14 protein-coding genes are annotated in these 18,775 nt (G+C 29.2%); all 14 read left to right on the top strand.

Annotated features, from left to right (window positions below):
• Positions 1–858 (top strand): tRNA pseudouridine(55) synthase TruB, encoded by an 858-nt coding sequence (gene truB, locus ACRC8M_RS03270; RefSeq protein ID WP_438527838.1) that lies wholly within the window; start codon positions 1–3, stop codon positions 856–858.
• 18 nt (positions 859–876) lie between these two features.
• The gene (typA, locus tag ACRC8M_RS03265; protein WP_438527837.1) at positions 877–2,682 is read left to right on the top strand and encodes a translational GTPase TypA; all 1,806 of its coding nucleotides are present in this window, start codon (positions 877–879) and stop codon (positions 2,680–2,682) included.
• A gap of 19 nt (positions 2,683–2,701) precedes the next feature.
• The gene (locus tag ACRC8M_RS03260) at positions 2,702–3,502 is read left to right on the top strand and encodes an ankyrin repeat domain-containing protein (RefSeq protein WP_438527836.1); all 801 of its coding nucleotides are present in this window, start codon (positions 2,702–2,704) and stop codon (positions 3,500–3,502) included.
• A gap of 126 nt (positions 3,503–3,628) precedes the next feature.
• Complete coding sequence (locus ACRC8M_RS03255; protein ID WP_438527835.1) at positions 3,629–4,975, top strand: TrkH family potassium uptake protein; 1,347 nt, start codon at positions 3,629–3,631, stop codon at positions 4,973–4,975.
• Between the two features lie 16 nt (positions 4,976–4,991).
• Positions 4,992–5,648: a potassium channel family protein gene (locus tag ACRC8M_RS03250; protein WP_438527834.1), complete on the top strand. Its 657-nt coding sequence runs from the start codon at positions 4,992–4,994 to the stop codon at positions 5,646–5,648.
• A gap of 15 nt (positions 5,649–5,663) precedes the next feature.
• A complete protein-coding gene (mnmG, locus tag ACRC8M_RS03245) occupies positions 5,664–7,553 on the top strand; it encodes a tRNA uridine-5-carboxymethylaminomethyl(34) synthesis enzyme MnmG (RefSeq protein WP_438527833.1) in 1,890 nt (629 codons plus the stop codon).
• The gene (gene rsmG / locus ACRC8M_RS03240; protein ID WP_438527832.1) at positions 7,554–8,258 is read left to right on the top strand and encodes a 16S rRNA (guanine(527)-N(7))-methyltransferase RsmG; all 705 of its coding nucleotides are present in this window, start codon (positions 7,554–7,556) and stop codon (positions 8,256–8,258) included. It abuts the gene before it with no gap.
• Positions 8,259–8,284: 26 nt separating this feature from the next.
• Positions 8,285–12,622, top strand: a complete 4,338-nt coding sequence (locus tag ACRC8M_RS03235; protein ID WP_438527831.1) for a hypothetical protein — start codon at positions 8,285–8,287, stop codon at positions 12,620–12,622.
• A 17-nt stretch (positions 12,623–12,639) separates the two neighbouring features.
• On the top strand, positions 12,640–14,709 hold the full coding sequence (locus tag ACRC8M_RS03230) for a BamA/OMP85 family outer membrane protein (protein ID WP_438527830.1): 2,070 nt from the start codon (positions 12,640–12,642) through the stop codon (positions 14,707–14,709).
• Between the two features lie 25 nt (positions 14,710–14,734).
• Entirely contained in the window at positions 14,735–15,220 is a 486-nt protein-coding gene (locus tag ACRC8M_RS03225; RefSeq protein WP_438527829.1) for an OmpH family outer membrane protein, read from the top strand.
• 21 nt (positions 15,221–15,241) lie between these two features.
• Positions 15,242–16,240: a UDP-3-O-(3-hydroxymyristoyl)glucosamine N-acyltransferase gene (gene lpxD / locus ACRC8M_RS03220; RefSeq protein WP_438527828.1), complete on the top strand. Its 999-nt coding sequence runs from the start codon at positions 15,242–15,244 to the stop codon at positions 16,238–16,240.
• 131 nt (positions 16,241–16,371) lie between these two features.
• The gene (locus tag ACRC8M_RS03215; protein WP_438527827.1) at positions 16,372–16,959 is read left to right on the top strand and encodes a TIGR03936 family radical SAM-associated protein; all 588 of its coding nucleotides are present in this window, start codon (positions 16,372–16,374) and stop codon (positions 16,957–16,959) included.
• A gap of 31 nt (positions 16,960–16,990) precedes the next feature.
• Positions 16,991–18,262, top strand: coding sequence for a serine--tRNA ligase (gene serS, locus ACRC8M_RS03210; RefSeq protein ID WP_438527826.1), 1,272 nt, complete (start codon positions 16,991–16,993; stop codon positions 18,260–18,262).
• Complete coding sequence (locus tag ACRC8M_RS03205) at positions 18,249–18,719, top strand: hypothetical protein (RefSeq protein ID WP_438527825.1); 471 nt, start codon at positions 18,249–18,251, stop codon at positions 18,717–18,719. Before serS ends, ACRC8M_RS03205 begins: the two co-directional genes overlap by 14 nt.
• The last annotated feature ends 56 nt before the right edge of the window (positions 18,720–18,775 follow it).

Genomic DNA, 18,775 nt, shown 5'->3' with positions numbered 1-18,775 from the left:
TTGGAAGGAATAATAGTTATAGATAAACCTATCGGTATAACTTCCTTTGATGTTATAAGGGTTTTAAGAAGAAATTTGAAAGAAAGAAGAATAGGACATACAGGAACTTTAGATCCTTTAGCAACTGGAATTCTAGTTATTTGTGTAGGAAAAGCTACAAAATTAGCACAGGATATAGAGGGGTATGAAAAAGAGTATGTTGCAGATTTAGAACTTGGTTTTAAAACAGATACTTATGATATAGAGGGAAAAGTTTTAGATAAAGTAGATAAATTTAATATTTCTTATGAAAATTTTGAAAAAACATTAGAAACATTTAAAGGGGATATAAAGCAAATACCACCAATGTATTCTGCTATAAAAGTGGATGGAAAGAAGCTTTATGAGTTAGCAAGAGAAGGTGTAGTGATTGAGAGAAAAGCTAGAGATGTCAGTATAAAAAATTTAGAAACTATATCTTTTGATGGAGTAAAGGCTAAAATTGATTGTACAGTTTCAAAAGGTACATATATAAGAAGTCTAATTTATGATTTAGGTGAGAAATTAGGAACTTTTGCAACAATGAGTGGTTTAAGAAGAACTAGAGTTGGAGAAGAGGATTTAACAAGAGCGTTCACACTAGAAACTGTTGAAAAAATGGTATCAGAGAACGATTTTTCTTTCTTAGTTTCAATAGAAGATTATTTTAAATTTCCTAAAGTAGATATTGACGATGAAAATGATTTAAAACTTTTTGTTAATGGACAAAGATGTAAAAAAAGAATAAATGAAGGAAAATATAGAGTTTATTCTAAGAATAATTTTATAGGTTTGGGTGAAGTTACAAAGGGATTATTAAAAGGTTACAAATATTATTAATTATAGAGAGGAAGAAATATGAAGATTAAAAACATTGCAATTATTGCACACGTTGACCATGGAAAAACAACTTTGGTTGACTGTTTATTAAGACAATCTGGAGTTTTCGGAGCTCATGAACTTGAAAAAGTTGCTGAGAGAGTAATGGACTCTAACGATATTGAAAAAGAAAGAGGAATAACAATATTCTCTAAAAATGCTTCAGTAAGATACGGAGATTGTAAAATTAATATTATAGATACTCCAGGACACGCGGACTTCGGTGGAGAAGTTCAAAGAATCATGAAGATGGTTGACTGTGTTGTTTTACTAGTAGATGCGTTTGAGGGACCAATGCCACAAACAAAATACGTATTAAAGAAAGCTTTAGAGCAAGGACATAGACCAATAGTTGTAGTAAATAAAGTAGATAGACCAAATGCAAGACCAGAAGAGGTTTTATACATGGTTTATGATTTATTTATCGAATTAAATGCTAATGAGTTACAATTAGAGTTCCCAGTTGTATATGCTTCAGGAAAAGCTGGATTTGCTAAAAAAGAATTAAATGATGTTAGCGATAATATGCAACCATTATTTGAAACAATATTAGAGCACGTTGAAGATGCAGAGGGAGATAACGACAAACCTACGCAATTCTTAATAACAAACATTGAGTATGACAACTATGTTGGAAAGTTAGCTGTTGGAAGACTTTATAACGGTACATTAAAAAGAAACCAAGATGTTATATTAATAAAAAGAGATGGAAAACAAATTAGAGGAAAGGTTTCAGTTCTTTATGGATATGAAGGTTTAAAAAGAGTTGAAATTCAAGAAGCTTTCTCTGGAGATATAATCTCTGTTGCAGGTTTAGACAATATTGATATTGGAGAGACAATTGCTGATTTCAATGAGCCAATCGCTTTACCAGTAATCGATATAGATGAGCCAACTTTAGCAATGACATTCATGGTAAATGATTCTCCATTTGCTGGAAAAGAAGGTAAATTTGTAACATCTAGAAATATTTGGGATAGACTTCAAAAAGAGCTTCAAACAAACGTTAGTATGAGAGTAGAAGCTACAGAAAGTCCAGACGCTTTCGTAGTAAAAGGAAGAGGAGAACTTCAACTTTCAATACTTTTAGAGAATATGAGAAGAGAAGGATTTGAAATTCAAGTTTCTAAACCAAGAGTTTTATTAAAAGATGTTGATGGAGAGAAATGTGAGCCAATCGAATTAGCAATGGTTGACGTTGATGATGCTTTCGTAGGTGTTGTAATTGAAAAAATGGGTATCAGAAAAGGAGAAATGATAACAATGACTCCTGGAACTGATGGATATACAAGATTAGAGTTCAAAGTACCTGCAAGAGGATTAATTGGATTTAGAAATGAATTCTTAACAGATACAAAAGGAACAGGAATATTAAATCATTCATTCTATGATTTCGAATTATATAAAGGTCCAATTCCAACAAGAGCTAAAGGAGTTCTAATCTCTTTAGAGCAAGGAACAACTGTAGCTTATGCTTTAGGTGGATTACAAGATAGAGGAGTATTATTTACTGATCCAGGAGTAGCTGTTTATGAAGGAATGATCGTAGGAGAGCATAATAGAGATAACGATTTAGTTGTAAACGTATGTAAAGCTAAGAAGTTAACTAACATGAGAGCATCAGGAAATGACGATGCAATAAAGCTTGCTACACCTAGAAGATATACTTTAGAGCAAGCTCTTGACTATATAGCAGATGATGAGTTAGTAGAGATTACGCCAACTAATATTAGAATAAGAAAGAGATTCTTAAAAGAGGGCGACAGAAGAAAAAACTCTAAATAATATTTAAAGAGGTATATCTATGAAAAAATTATTGTTTGTAATTATATTATTATCAATCTTTGGAGGTTGTAGTGGTTTAAATACAAAAAAGTATACAGAGGAAGAGATTATAGCAGCAGTGGTTGTAGATAATGTGTATATTTTAAATAGAGCAATAAAAAATGGTTTTAACATAGATCAACAATTAAAAAGTGGAGAAACTCTTTTGAGCTTAGCCTTAAAAGAGGATTCTCTACAAGTTATAGCTAGTTTGTTATCAAATGGAGCAAATATAACTGATGATTTACCTGCAAAAAAGAATATAGGAACTAATTTAATAACTTCAGCAAGACCACCAATTTTTTATGTAAATAGTATGGATGCTTTACAAATGTTTTTAAATGATAAAGTTGATATAAATGTGTTTACTGGTGATGGAGAACTTCTTTTGAATTTTTATATAAAGACAAGACCGCAAAATTTGGCGATAGCGTTAATAGAGAATGGAGCAGAACCTAGAGTTCTTGATTCTAGTCAGTGGTATCCTATATTTTGGGCTGTTAATATAGAAAATAGAGATATTTTAAAAGCATTATTAAAGAGAGATAGTAGTCAATATTTATTGAAAGATAAAAAAGGGAACTATCCAATATATTATGCTAATTCAAAAGAAATTTTAAAAGAGTTATTAGATGGCGAATATAATCCTAAAGAAAAAAACATATATGGGGAAAATATATTAGGAGAAGTATACTTAAAAGTTAAAAGATTAGGTTATAACGATTTAATTCCTATTTTATTAAAAAAAGGAGTAAATCCTAATTATACCTCATATAAATAGAAAATTATATAAGTTAAGACAAGGATAGAATTTATTAGTTCTATCCTTGTTAACTATTTAGTGAACTTGAAAAAATGATAAAAATAATGTATAATTGCAAAAGCATTTTTTCATAGGAGGAAATAAATGATAAGAAAACTTTTAAGCCCTATAGATAGATTATCTTTTTCTAGGAAATTGATACTTGGATTTTTAACAGCAATAATTTTAGGGTCAATATTACTGTATATGCCATTTTCTCTTCAGGATGGTCAAAGGATAAGTTTTTTAACAGCACTTTTTACAATAACATCTGCAATATGTGTAACAGGATTATCAGTTATTGATATAAGTAAAGTTTTATCTTTTGAAGGTCAAATAATACTACTTGTTTTTATTCAATTAGGTGGTTTAGGTGTAATGACTTTTTCATCTCTATTTTTTCTTTTAATTGGAAAAAAAATTGGATATAAAGATAGAGAGTTAATTAAAGAGGAAAGAAATGCTGAAAATAGTGGAGAAGTTATAGATTTTATAAAGAAAATAATAATAATTGTTTTTTTAATAGAAGGAATAGGAGCATTTTTTTTAACATTGGAATTTTTAAAAATTTTTGATTTTTCAAAAGCTTTATATTATGGAATATTTCACTCTATATCAGCTTTTTGTAATGCAGGATTTGCACTGTTTTCAAATAACTTAGAAAATTATCCAGGAAGTATATTGATGAATATGACAGTAGCATATTTAATAATATTAGGTGGAATAGGATTCTCGGTAATAAATTCAGTACTAGTAGCAGTTAGAAGAGATGTAAAAAGATTTACTTTAACATCAAAAGTGGCTATATTAGTTTCAATGTTTTTAACATTTGTTGGAATGATTTTATTCTTTTTATTGGAATATAAAAACCCTTTAACAATTGGAAGTTTAAATTGGTTTGATAAAGTTTTGGCTTCTTTTTTTCAAAGTGTTACAACCAGAACAGCAGGATTTAATACAGTTCCTATGGGAGCATTAAAACCAGCAACTATATTTATGTTTTGTATTTTAATGTTTATTGGAGCTTCTCCTGGATCAACAGGTGGAGGAATAAAGACAACAACAATTGGAGTAATTATATTTTATGTTATTGGTGTTGTTCAAGGAAAAGAAAACATAAATGTTTTTAATCGAAGAATAAGTTGGGATATATTGAATAGAGCTTTAGCTATACTTATAATATCAATTATATATGTTTCTATAATAATAATGGCGGTTATGACAATAGAAGATATGAGTTTTGAAAAAGTAACTTTTGAGGTAATATCAGCTTTTGCTACTGTTGGATTATCGATGGGGATAACTGCAGATTTAAGTGTAATGTCAAAGATATTATTAATAATAACAATGTTTATAGGAAGATTAGGTCCAATGACATTTGCTTTAGCTTTAGGAGAAAAGAAAGTAAAACAAAACTTAAGATACCCAAAAGAGAATATTTTAGTAGGTTAATTAATGGAGGGAAATTATGAAACAATATGTAGTTATAGGTATGGGAAGATTTGGATCAAGTGTTACAGAAACATTATATAAGGCTAACGAAGAGGTTTTGGCAATAGATGAGTCTGAAGATATAATTCAAGAAGCTGTAAATAATGGGATAGTTGAAAATGCAGTAGTTGCAGATGCAACAGATGACAAGGAATTGAAAAATATAGGATTAGAGGGATTTGATGTCGCTTTTGTATGTATAGGAGCAATAGAGCCGAGTATAATGGTAACTCTAAATTTAAAAGAGTTAGGTGTAAAAAAGATAATTGTAAAAGCGGTATCTAGAAGACATGGAAAAGTTTTAGAAAAAATAGGAGCAAATCAAGTTGTGTATCCTGAAGAATATATGGGAAAAAGAGCTGCTATGGCTGCCATGGATCCAAATATGATTGAGCATTTTAGATTTTCGAAGGACTTTTTATTAGCAGAGATAAAATCACCAGAAATTTTTTGGAATAAAACACTTATAGAATTAGATATAAGAAAAAGATATAATGTAAATATCGTTGGAATAAAAAAAGGGAATAGAAACTTTATTCCAAATTTATCGGCAGATACGATAATTGAGCAAGGGGATATTCTTCTTGTAATAACAGATGCTAAAACAGCAGCAGAATTAAAGAATTTAAAGTAATAGAGAGGAGTAAAAATGCAAAATTTTGATGTTATAGTTGTAGGTGCAGGACATGCAGGATGTGAAGCCGCATTAGCAGCAGCAAGAATGGGAGCTAAAACAGCTATCTTTACAATATTATTAGATAATATTGGATATATGTCTTGTAATCCATCTTTAGGAGGACCTGCTAAATCTCACTTAGTGAAGGAAATAGATGCTTTAGGTGGAGAAATGGGAAGAAATATAGATAAAACATTTATCCAAATTAGAGTATTAAATACAAAGAAAGGTCCAGCAGTAAGATCTTTAAGAGCACAAGCAGACAAGGTAAACTACAGTAAAGAGATGAAAAAAACTCTTGAAAATACAGATAATTTAGATGTTATACAAGGGATGGTAACAGAGATTATCGTTGAAAATGGTAAAGCTGTTGGAGTTAAAATTAAAGAGGGCGTAGAGTATAGAGCAAAAGCTGTGGTAATAGCAACTGGAACATTCATGAGAGGTTTAATTCACATAGGAGAAAATCAATTCCAAGGTGGAAGAATGGGAGAGCTATCTTCAGAGGAGTTACCAGTATCATTAGAAACATTGGGATTGAAATTAGGAAGATTTAAAACAGGAACTCCACCAAGAATAGATGCTAGAACAATAGATTATTCAAAAGTAGAGATCCAACCAGGAGATCAAGGTGTATTAAAGTTTTCAAGTAGAACAACTGCAGAGGAGGTTTTATCTAGAAAACAGATTCCTTGTCATATGGTATTTACAAATCAAGAGGTCCATGACACAATTATTTCAAATAAAGATAGATCACCTCTATTCAATGGAACAATTCAAGGAACAGGTCCTAGATATTGTCCATCAATAGAGGATAAAGTATTTAGATATCCAGATAAAGATAGACATCATCTTTTCTTAGAGAAAGAGGGGTATGATACCAATGAGGTTTATATCAGTGGATTCTCTTCGTCGTTACCAACAGATGTTCAATATAAGATGTTAAAAGGTATAGAAGGTTTAGAGAATGCAAAAATAATGAGATATGCTTATGCAATTGAGTATGATTACATTATTCCAGAAGAGATAAAATATAGTTTAGAAACTAAAAAAATAGAAAATTTATTTTTAGCAGGGCAAATAAATGGAACTTCAGGTTATGAAGAAGCAGGATCTCAAGGACTTGTGGCAGGAATAAATGCTACAAGAAAAGTATTTGGAAAAGAACCTATTATTTTAGACAGAGCGGATTCGTATATAGGGACATTGATTGATGACTTAGTTTCAAAAGGAACAAATGAGCCATACAGAATGTTTACAGCAAGAAGTGAATACAGATTGGTTCTAAGAGAAGATAATGCAGATTTAAGGTTATCTAAAATAGGATATGATATTGGTTTAGTTTCTGAAGAGGAGTATGCAAGAGTTCAAAAGAAAGAGAAAGATGTAGCTGAAATAATTGAAAAATTAGAGAAGCAACACGTGGGAAGCAGTAATCCAAGAGTTAATGAAGTTCTAATAAAAGCCAATGAACCAGAAGTGAAATCAGGAATAACTTTATTAGAGCTATTGAGAAGACCTGAAGTAACATATTTAGATATAAAATATATTTCTGAATTAATAGAAAAATTTGATTTAGGATCTTATGATGAAGATACAGAGTATCAAGTTGAGGTGCAAGTTAAATATTCAGGATATATTCAAAAATCTTTAAAAATGATAGAAAAGCATAAAGGGTTAGAAAATAAAAAACTTCCAGAAGATATGGATTATGATTCTTTAGAAAATATGCCAAAAGAAGCAAAAGATAAATTGAAGCAAGTAAGACCATATAATATTGGACAAGCTTCAAGAATTTCTGGAGTTTCTCCAGCTGATATTCAAGTTCTATTAATGTATTTAAAATTGAAAGGAAATAAATAGATGAGAGAGTATTTAGTTGAAGGAATAAAAAAAATAGGATTAGAATACACAGATAAAAAAATTGATAATTTGATAAAGTATTTGGAATATTTAGTAGAGTATAATAAACATACAAATTTAACAGCTATTAGAGATAGTAAAGATGCAATAGAAAAGCATTTTTTAGACTCTCTTCTTTTACAAAATCTATTAGATGAGAAAAAAGGTAAAAAAGCTATAGATATTGGAACAGGAGCTGGTTTTCCAGGAATGGTATTGGCAATATTTAATCCACAGATAGAGTTTGTATTGATGGACTCTGTAGGAAAAAAGACAACATTTTTGCAAAATGTAAAAGAGTTATTAAATTTAGAAAATGTAACTGTAGTTAACTCTAGGGCAGAGGATTATATAAATGCTGAGAATAGAGAAAGTTTTGATATAGGTCTTTGCAGAGGAGTAAATAAGTTAAATGTTATTCTAGAGTATATGATACCTTTTATAAAGGTTGAAGGCCACTTCTTAGCTCAGAAAATGGCTGGGACAGAGGAAGAGGGAGAAGCAACAAAGGCACTAGAAACTTTAGGTGCAAAAATCGTGAAAATTCATAGATATAAGTTACCAAATTATGGTGATGAGAGATTGGTTGTTGAGATTTTAAAAGAAAAATCAACAGATAAAAAATACCCAAGAAGAGCTGGAGTGGCTTTAAAAAAACCATTATAAATATACTAAGTAGGGAGGAAAGAGATATGAAAATTTTTGAAAAATACAAAAAATTAATAATCATATCTCTTTCCATTTTTATTTTTTTGAGTGGAGGATTGTTAGTTAAATATAATTTACCAAAATTTGTAGAGATTATATTGAAAATAGCAGTTGGACCAACAATATCTTCTCAAGAGATTAAATTTCCAAAATTTGGAGAGATTGATATAACAGATATAGTATTATCAAAGGGAGAAGATGTAATTGTAAAGGCTCCTAAGGTAGTTATAACATATTCAAAAGAATCACTTAAAAACTTTAGACTAAAAGAGATTAGAGTTGAAAAACCATGGGTTCACATAGAGCGAAAAGGGGAGGATATTAATATTATAGATGCCTTTTCTAATGGAAGTGAGGAAAAGTCTACATCTAAAGCAGGAACGGCTGTTCCAATAGATATAATAACAGTAAAAGATGGTAAACTTTTATTTAGAGATACAACATATTCAAGAGAGATAAAACAGGAACTAGATAGTGTAAATGGATATGTTTCATTTAATAAAATGACAGGTATTGATTTAGAATTTAAAGGTGAACATCAAGATGAAAAATATGAGTATAGATTTAATAATTTAAATGAACCTTTAGATATGAATATAGTTTTAAAAAATATTGTAGTTAAACCAGAGCTTATTCAATATGGTTATGATGATAGGGATATAAGCGGAGCTACAGGATTGTTTGATATGAATTTGACTATTGCAACAAGTGGGTTAACAGGAGATGCTGAGCTCAAAAATGGAACAGTGACATATGATGGGTTAAGTAGTGAAGTAGAGAATATAAATGGTAAGATAGATTTTAGAAAAGATAAAATTGATGTTAATTTTGCATACTTATTGGAAAAAAATCCTGGAACTTTTGATGTTTTTTATTCAGAGAAATCAGGAGTAAAAGTTGATTTTAAATTTAAAGATTTGCCATATTCTATTGCTAAAAGTTATAAATTATTAGGGGATTTAAATTTACCTTTAGATAATTTAAAATTTAAAAATGTTGATGTCCAATTGTCCTATGAAAAAAGTCAAGGTTTTAAAGCTGAAATTGTATATAATGCATATCCTTTTGCCTCTTCAGGAGTTAATATGAGTAATTTAAATGGTAAAGTTTTATTTAAAGATGGGATATTGACTTTATCTGGAAATGATTTAAATATATTAGCTTCAGGATTAGAGTATAAGAGAGATTTAACATACAAAGTAGCCTTAGATTTAAATGGAGAGGATTTAAAGTTTGATGTTATTTCAAATTTTATTAATTTAAATGGAGAATATAAAAAGAAAGAGGAGCTATTAAATTTATATCAGGATAAAAAGCTTGTAATGTCTTATAACTTAAAAACCCAAACGCTAGAGTTGTTAGATTTGGCGGGAAGTAATTTACTTAATAATTACGATCTATTTTTAAAAGCTCAAGAAAAAGATAAAATAATTAATTTTGAAGAGATTTCAATGATTAATAAAGATGGGCAGATGGTTTTACAAGTTGTTGGAGAGTTAAATAAAGAAAATTTAAAATATAAATTTAAAGTACATACAAAAAATCTTCGTGAAAAAGTTTTGGTTAGTAGCCTAAATTTAGATACAAAATTAGATTTTATAGGTGAGATAGCTGGAGAGAGAGACAAATTTATTTTGCGAGGAGTTGTAAATGATTTAAAAGTAGAAAATAAGGATATTCTTTTAGATGCCTACGCAAATCTTTCAGTGATCAATGATAATGGGCTTCAAGCTAATATTCAGGGGGAACTAAGAGAGGGAAAATATAAAGAAGTAAAAGTTCAAGGTATAAAAATTGATTCTACATTTGACAATGGAAAATTAACAGTATCTGATATAAGAAATGGATTATTTAAGATTCGAGGAGAAGTTGATATCCTAGATAGAAAGTTGGATTTGAACTATCATATAACAGGATTAAAAAGTAGTGAATTTGAAAAAAGTAGTATAGTTTTACTTTTAGAAAATGTATATGGGAATATTTCAGGGAGTTTTGAAGAGTTTAAAGCTGATGCACAAATAAAAGAAGCATATTTAGAAATGCCAAATAAAGCTTTGGTATCAATGAGTGGAGATATCTTTTACAAGGATAATATGATATCAACAGAGAAATTTAAATTAAATCAAAGTTTAGCTAGTGGAGAATATAATCTAAAAGAAAGATCTGGAAAATTTATACTGAATATATTAGAAGATAATCTATCAAAATACTATGACTTTAAAGCACTAAAATATCGTGTATTATCTAGAGTTGAAGGACAAATATACGACGGGGTTATTGAAGCAAGTGCAGGAGTTAATATTGATAGAGTGTATTTAAATGGAGATGCACTACCAAGTTTGACCTCAACTTTAAAATATTTAAAAAATGATAAAGAAAATACTATATATATAGATAATTTAGATATATTTAGCTTAGAAGGCAAAAGAGTTTTATTTTCAAAAGGGAGTATCAATTTAATTGAAAAAACAATAGAATATAATATTCCAAAACAAACATTACATTTAAAAGATTTTCAGAGAGTTATTGATGTAAAAGATATGAGTGGAAGTATAGGTATAGAAAGTAAAATTGAGGGTTATTTAGATAGTCCACAGTACAGTTTAAAATTATATGATGGAGAATACGAAATTAAAGGATTTAGTTTTGATGATATCTCTTTGGAATTAACAGGAGATAAAGATATTTTAAAAGTTAATGAAATTTTAGCTTATTATGAAAATAATATGATAAAAGGAAAAGGGGAGTATGTAATTTCAAATCAAGAGTATAATTTTAATATTTTTTCAAAAAATATAGATTTAAGTTTTTTAAATGCAATTTTATCAAAGGATAATATAAGGGAGATTAAAGGAACAGCTAACATAGATGTATATTTATCGAGTAACTTAAAAGAAAATAGTGGATATATAGATTTAATTGATTTTAACGCAAATCTACCAAAAGCTCTATTAAATTTAAATAACTTAAATATGATTTTAAAGATTGATAATGAAAGACTAACAGTAAACTCTTTAGAAGGAAAATTAAATGATGGAGAGATAAAAGGAAAAGGGTATCTAAAACTTCCATCTCTAGAAGAGATAAAAGCAGATGATGAGTTCTATAAAAATTTAGACTATGCTTTTAATATAACTTTAAAAAATATGGTATATCAATTAAAAGATTATTTTAAAATAGATCTTTCAACAAATTTGGTATATTCTGAAAATAAAGTGTCTGGAAATGTTATTATAAATAATGGTGAAATAACAGGAATACTAAAAGAAGATAAGGGCTTGATTTTAACGATTTTAAATTTTATAATAGATAAGACTAGAGCTATAATTGGCGAAAGTAAAAGATTAGGAAAAGATTTTGAAATAAAGAGTGGATTAAATGAAACTCCCGAGTTTAATATAGGAGTTATGATAAGAGATGGTATAAATATAAACATACCAGATATATCAACTTTTGCTCAAGATGTTCAAGGTGTTTTACTAGGAAGATTTAATATTGTTGGAAAAAATGAAAAGATTGGTGTAGTTGGTGAGCTGGAAGTACAAAAAGGAAGCTTTGTACTGGGAAGTGAAGACTTTACGGTCACTAGAGCATTACTTTTAGCAGATAAAAAAAATGGATTGATTTCAGACTTTAATCCAAATTTAATATTTGATGTATCCTCACTAACAGCTAATGGGAATGTAGAAATATCTTTACAAGGAGAGCTAAATAGTTTAAGATTAAATATAGTAACTAATCAAGGAAGTGAGAGTAGTAGTTTGAAAAATCTTTTCGACGGAAGTGGAGAGGGTAATGACAAAAACGTAGTGGCATTGTTATTTAAGACTATTATAGATAGTCAAATTTCAAGTACTTTATTAAGGCCGATATCAAGAACTATTAAAAATGTTTTTCATATATCTAAATTTAGAATAGTATCAGATGTTTTTAATCAAGAGGTTTTAGCTAATTCAGAGGATCCTAAAGCACAAGATCCAAATGTATTTGGATTTGGAGCATATTTGGAAGCAGAGAATCCAATATATAAAGATAAATATTTTTGGATTTTAAAGCTAGGAATAATAGATGGAACGAAGTATGATATAGGTGGGGCTGATAGTGAAAGTCAAAGTAATGAATTTTCTAACTCTGTAAATCAGTTAGATTTTAAGGTGGAGAGAAGATATAGATCAGGATGGTCTTATGGAGTAGGAGTAGCAAAATTAAACGATGCAAATATGATTGATGAAAAGAAAAAAGGAAAATTAAATTATTATGTTGATTTTAAGTTTGAAAGAAAATATAATAGTATAAAAGATATTTTTTCTAATAAAAAATAATTGGAGGGCAATTTGGGATGAAAAAGCACCTAATCGGAATAATATCACTAGTAGCTTCTATAGTTTCATTTGGAGCAGAAGGAGAATATTTAGTAAAAGGGGTAGAGTTTAAAAACTTAAACGAAATACCTCAAGATGTTTTAATACAAAAGATGAGTTTAAAGAAAGGTCAAGTATTCTCAACAGAGGGATTATTAAAAGACTATAACAACATAAAGAAAAGTGATTATATAGACGAATTAGCTATTTATCCTCAAGTTTATGATGGAGGAATAAAATTAGTAGTAGATGTAAAAGAGAAAAAAGATACTAGGGAACTTTTAGAAAAGCAAGGTATTTTGCCAGCTTCAGAAAGAGAAAGAGTGGATACAACATTAGTTGTTTCTAGTTTAGAGATAATAGGTAGTGTAAATGTTCCAGTTAATGAGGTTGCAAAGAAAATACCAATTAAAGTTGGAGGATATTTTTCAAAAAATAAAATAATTAAAGGGCAAAGAGAACTTTTAGAAACAGGTATGTATAGAGAGGTTATACCTGATGTATATCAATATCCAGAAGGATTAGTTGTTGTATATTCTGTTATTGAAAATCCAATTATAAATGGAGTTCAAATTAAAGGAAATACTAAATACACTACAGAAGAGTTAAAAAGCTTAATTAATATAGAACCAGGAAAAGTTTTAAATCTTAATAATCTAAGAGATGCTAGAGACAAAATATTAAAAAAATATAATGAAGATGGTTATGTTTTAGCTGAAATAGAAGACATAGATTTAACTGGTGGGAATGACTTAGAAATAGTAATTAATGAAGGTGCAGTGGATAAAGTTAATTTTACAAAAATGGTAACTAAGCAAAAAGGTCAAAGAAGAAAAGCTACTGATACATTATTAAAAACTAGAGATTATGTAGTTGAAAGAGAGATTGAAATAAAGTCTGGCGAAGTATTCAACATAAATGATTACAATGAAACTGTATCAAATTTAATGAGAACTGGATATTTTAAAAATGTAAAATATGAAACAAAACCAGCTCCAGGAGAAAATCAAGGTGTTGATTTAGTTCTTCTATTGGAAGAGGAAAGAACAGCGACTTTACAAGGAGCAGTATCTTATGGATCAGAGATAGGATTACTTGGTATGTTATCGGTAAAGGATATGAACTGGCAAGGTAAAGGACAAGAGTTGGGAGTAACTTTTGAAAAATCAGACGAAAATTATACAAGTTTCTCGATTAACTTTTCAGATCCTTGGATAAAAGGTACTGATAGAATATCTTGGGGATGGAGTTTATATAAAAACGAATATGAAAATAGCGACAGTGTACTTTTCAACGAAACAGATACGTATGGTGCTAAGTTAAATATAGGAAAAGGATTAACTAAAAACTTAAGATTAGGATTGGGAACTAAAGCTGAGTATATAACAGAAAAGGCAGATGATTCTGAATTAGCAAACTATCCAGAATTAATAAGTAAATGGGAAGATAAGAGAAGCTACGGATTATTCAGTATTTATCCATCGATAACATACGATACAAGAAATAGTTACTGGAATCCAACATCTGGTTGGTATGGAAAATATCAAGTAGAAGTAGGATATGCTGACACTATAGATTCTGGAACTTTTGCCAATACAACTTTAGAGTTAAGAAAATACCATAGAGGATTATTTAAAAATAATACATTTGCATATAGAGCAGTTGGAGGAGTTATGACTACAACTACTCCAGAATCTCAAAGATTCTGGGTAGGAGGGGGAAGTACTCTTAGAGGATATGATGGTGGATTCTATCAAGGAACGCAAAAGATAACTGCAACAATAGAAAACAGAACTCAATTAAATGATGTATTAGGTTTTGTTCTATTCTCTGATATAGGAAGAGCATGGGATTACCAAGGGGAAGACCCAGGATACTTAAAAGAAAATAGAGATGCAAAATTCTTAGATGATATAGGAACAACAGTGGGAGTTGGATTAAGAGTTAATACACCAGTAGGACCTTTAAGATTTGATTTTGGATGGCCAGTAGGAAATTCAGAAGAGAGTGGAATGAAATTCTACTTCAATATGGGACAATCATTCTAATAAATATATATATGGAGGATTCACAATGAAGAAAATAGCAATAATGGCAATGTTAGCAGCAGTATCTACATCTGCTTTCGCATTAAAAGTAGGATATGTAAATAGTCAAGAGTTATTTGCAAAGTACTCACAAACAAAAGTTATTAGAGATAATTTAACTAAAGAAAAGCAAACTTTAGAAACTACGTTACAAAAGAAAGAGATTGAATTACAAAAACTTCAAGTTGAGTTACAAGGAAAAGGGAAAGATGTAACTGAAGCTGAAAAAAAATCTTTTGAAGAAAAAGTTGCAGCATTTCAAAAATTAGTAAGAGAATCTCAAGCTAAACTTTCAAATGAAGAAGCAAAAAAAATGCAAGAAATAGATAGATTAATAAATATCTCAATCCAAAATGTGGCAAGATCAGATAAGTACGATTATGTTCTTGAGCAGGGTGCAATTAAATTTGGAGGAGAAAATATAACTCCAAAAGTGTTAAATGTTATGGAAAAAAGTAAAAAAGTAAATTAATAAAATATAGAGAGGGATAAAATGACTTATAAAATAGATGAGTTAATAGCCCTTCTTGAATGTGAGGTAAAGGGAGATGCCAAGGTAAACATTACAGGGTTATCTCCCTTTTTTCAAGCTGAAGAAGGAGAAGTAACTTTTGCATCAGATGAAAAATTTTTAAAAAAATTAAATGAAACTAAAGCAAGTGTTGTAATTGTTCCAGCAGGAATGGTATTACCAGAAAATGGGAAAACATATTTACTAGTAAAGGATAATCCAAGAATTTTAATGCCTAAGTTGTTAGCGTTTTTTAAAAGAAAATTGAAAAAAATGGAAAAATTAGTTGAAGAGTCAGCTGTAATAGGTGAAGGAACAACTGTAGGAATAAATGCTTATATAGGACATGATGTAAAACTTGGAAAAAATGTAATAATCTATCCAAATGTAACAATATGCGAAGGGGTAGAAGTAGGAGATAATACAATAATTTATCCAAACGTAACAATAAGAGAGTTTTGTAAACTTGGAAAAGAGTGTGTTATCCAACCAGGAGCAGTAATTGGATCAGATGGATTCGGGTTTGTAAAGATAAATGGAAATAACACAAAAATAGATCAGATAGGATCTGTAATTCTTGAAGATTTTGTGGAGATAGGTGCTAATACAACAATAGATAGAGGAACAATTGGAAATACGGTAATTAAAAAATATACAAAAATAGATAATCTGGTTCAAATTGCACATAATGATATAATTGGTCAAAATTGCTTAATTATATCTCAAGTAGGAATAGCTGGAAGTACTGAAATTGGGGATAATACAACTTTAGGTGGACAAGTTGGAGTTGCAGGGCACATCAAGATAGGTAGCAATGTAATGGTAGGAGCAAAATCTGGTATTATAGGAAATGTTGATGATAATCAGGTTTTAGCTGGACATCCATTAATGAATTTGAAAGATGATTTAAAAGTAAAAGCTGCCCAAAAGAAATTACCAGAGCTATTAAAAAGAGTAAAAGAGCTAGAAAAGAAACTTTAAAAATAATAAAATAAAGAAAAATCTAAAGAGGTTAAATCAGCTTTAGATTTTTTATTTTTTTGAAGAAAGGTATTTAATTTAAAGGTGTAACATGATACAATATATTAAAATAAAAAAAATGAGGTAGCTTAATGAAAAAAAGAATAACTTTTGACAAGTATAATGAAATGAGATTTATCTCCCATTTAGATATGCTTAGATTTGCAGATAGATTATTAAAAAAAGCCCATATACCTATGAAATATACTCAAGGATTCCATCCTAGACCAAAGATATCTTTAGGAAATCCAGTGTCTTTAGGAACAGAAGCTTTTAATGAGTTAATGGATATAGAGCTATCAGAGATGATGACAAATGAAGAAGTAATGGAGAGAATGAATTCTGCAGCAGTTCCAGGATTTAAAGTAACTAAAGTAGAAACAATTGAAGATAAAAGAAGTATTGTAGATATATATACAAATGCTATGTTTGAAATAACAGGTTCTAAAGATGATATAGATACTTTAGAAAATCTATTTAATCAAGAAGAGATAATTGAGAGAAAAGAGAAAAAAGGAAAAATATCTGAAAGAAACTTAGGAGAAAGAGTTAAAGATTTTTCAAGAGTAGGAGATACAATAAACTTAGAATTGGTTAATACTTCACCAAACTCTTTTTTAATTTTAGCAGGAGTAGATATAAAGGATGTACAGATAATAAAAAAAGGTTATAAAATCTAAAATATATAATTAATTATGAAGGAGAAAAGCTATGCTAGATTTAAGATTTATTCGTGAAAACATTGATATGTTACAAGAGATGCTGGTAAACAGAGGAAGTAATATTGATCTTCAAGAGTTTGTAAAATTAGATACAGAGAGAAGAGAGATTTTATCCAAAGTTGAAATGCTAAAAAATAAAAGAAACACAGAGTCTGCAGAGGTAGCTAGAAGAAAAAAAGCTGGAGAAGATGCTTCTGAAATTATAGCAGAAATGGGAAAAGTATCTGCTGAAATAAAGGAGTTAGATGCACAACTTGCAGGTGTAGAAGAGAAAGTAACATACTTCCAAATGACATTTCCAAATATGTATCACTCAAGTACTCCTATTGGAAAAGATGAAGAGGACAATGTTGAAATAAGAAGATGGGGAACACCTAAAGAGTTTACTTTCCAACCAAAAGAGCACTGGGAAATAGGAGAGAATCTTGAAATTTTAGATTTTGAAAGAGGGGCTAAATTAGGAGGTTCAAGATTTGTAGTATATAGAGGAGCAGCAGCAAGATTAGAGAGAGCTTTAATCAGTTTTATGCTTGATACTCATACAACAGAGCATGGATATACAGAGCACTTAACACCGTTTATTGTAAAAAGAGATATCTGTGAAGGAACAGGACAATTGCCAAAATTTGAAGAGGATATGTATAAGACAACTGATGATATGTTCCTAATTTCAACATCGGAAATAACATTAACAAATATACATAGACAAGAGATATTAAATGAAAGTGACTTACCTAAGTATTATACAGCGTATTCTCCTTGTTTTAGAAGAGAAGCTGGTTCTTATGGAAGAGATATGAAAGGGTTAATAAGATTACACCAATTTAATAAAGTTGAAATGGTAAAGTTAGCAACGCCTGAAACATCTTATGATGAGCTAGAGAAAATGGTTGCTAATGCAGAAACAATACTACAAAGATTAGGATTACCATATAGAGTTATTCAATTATGCTCTGGAGATATGGGATTTGGAGCAACAAAAACTTATGATTTAGAAGTATGGTTACCAGGTCAAAATAAATTCAGAGAGATTTCGTCTTGTTCTAACTGTGGAGATTTCCAAGCTAGAAGAATGGGACTAAAGTATAGACCAGAAGGAAACTCTAAAAGTGAATTCTGTCATACATTAAATGGATCAGGATTAGCAGTAGGTAGAACTCTAGTAGCAATTATGGAAAATTATCAACAAGAGGATGGATCATTTTTAATACCAGAAGTTTTAGTACCATATATGGGTGGTATGACTGTTGTTAAAAAGTAGTCTTTTAATTTTATTTATTTTAAACTTATTTGTTAAAAATATGACAATACTGGGAGTTCTTCTTTTCATTGGAGTTGTATTGAATATTATATTTAATAAAGAACTTTTAAAACATTTAAAGAAATTAAAATTTCTTATATTTATATATTTAACTACTTTTTTGGCTCAGATATATTATCACCAAGAGGGAGAAGTTCTATTTAAAATATACAGTATATATGTTACAAAAGGTGGAATTTTAAATTTTGCTTCAAGTTTTTTAAGAATTATAAATTTAATTATTTTATCTTGGTTAGTAAATACTCAAAATATATTGCCAAAAGGTCTATCTTCATATCAGAGGGTAATAGAGGATGTAATAGAGTTAATACCTGAGGTTTTTAAGATATTTAAAAGTAAAAGAAAGATAAAGTGGTTTTTTAGATATATTTTAAGTCAAATAAAGATAAAAAACTAATAGTTTCAAAAATTGATTTTAGTGTAAAAATTTGTTATATTAATAGATGAATAAAA

Origin of the sequence: Cetobacterium sp., assembly GCF_051653945.1 — a bacterium.
Lineage (GTDB): Bacteria > Fusobacteriota > Fusobacteriia > Fusobacteriales > Fusobacteriaceae > Cetobacterium_A.
This window is presented reverse-complemented; position numbering and strand designations above follow the sequence as displayed.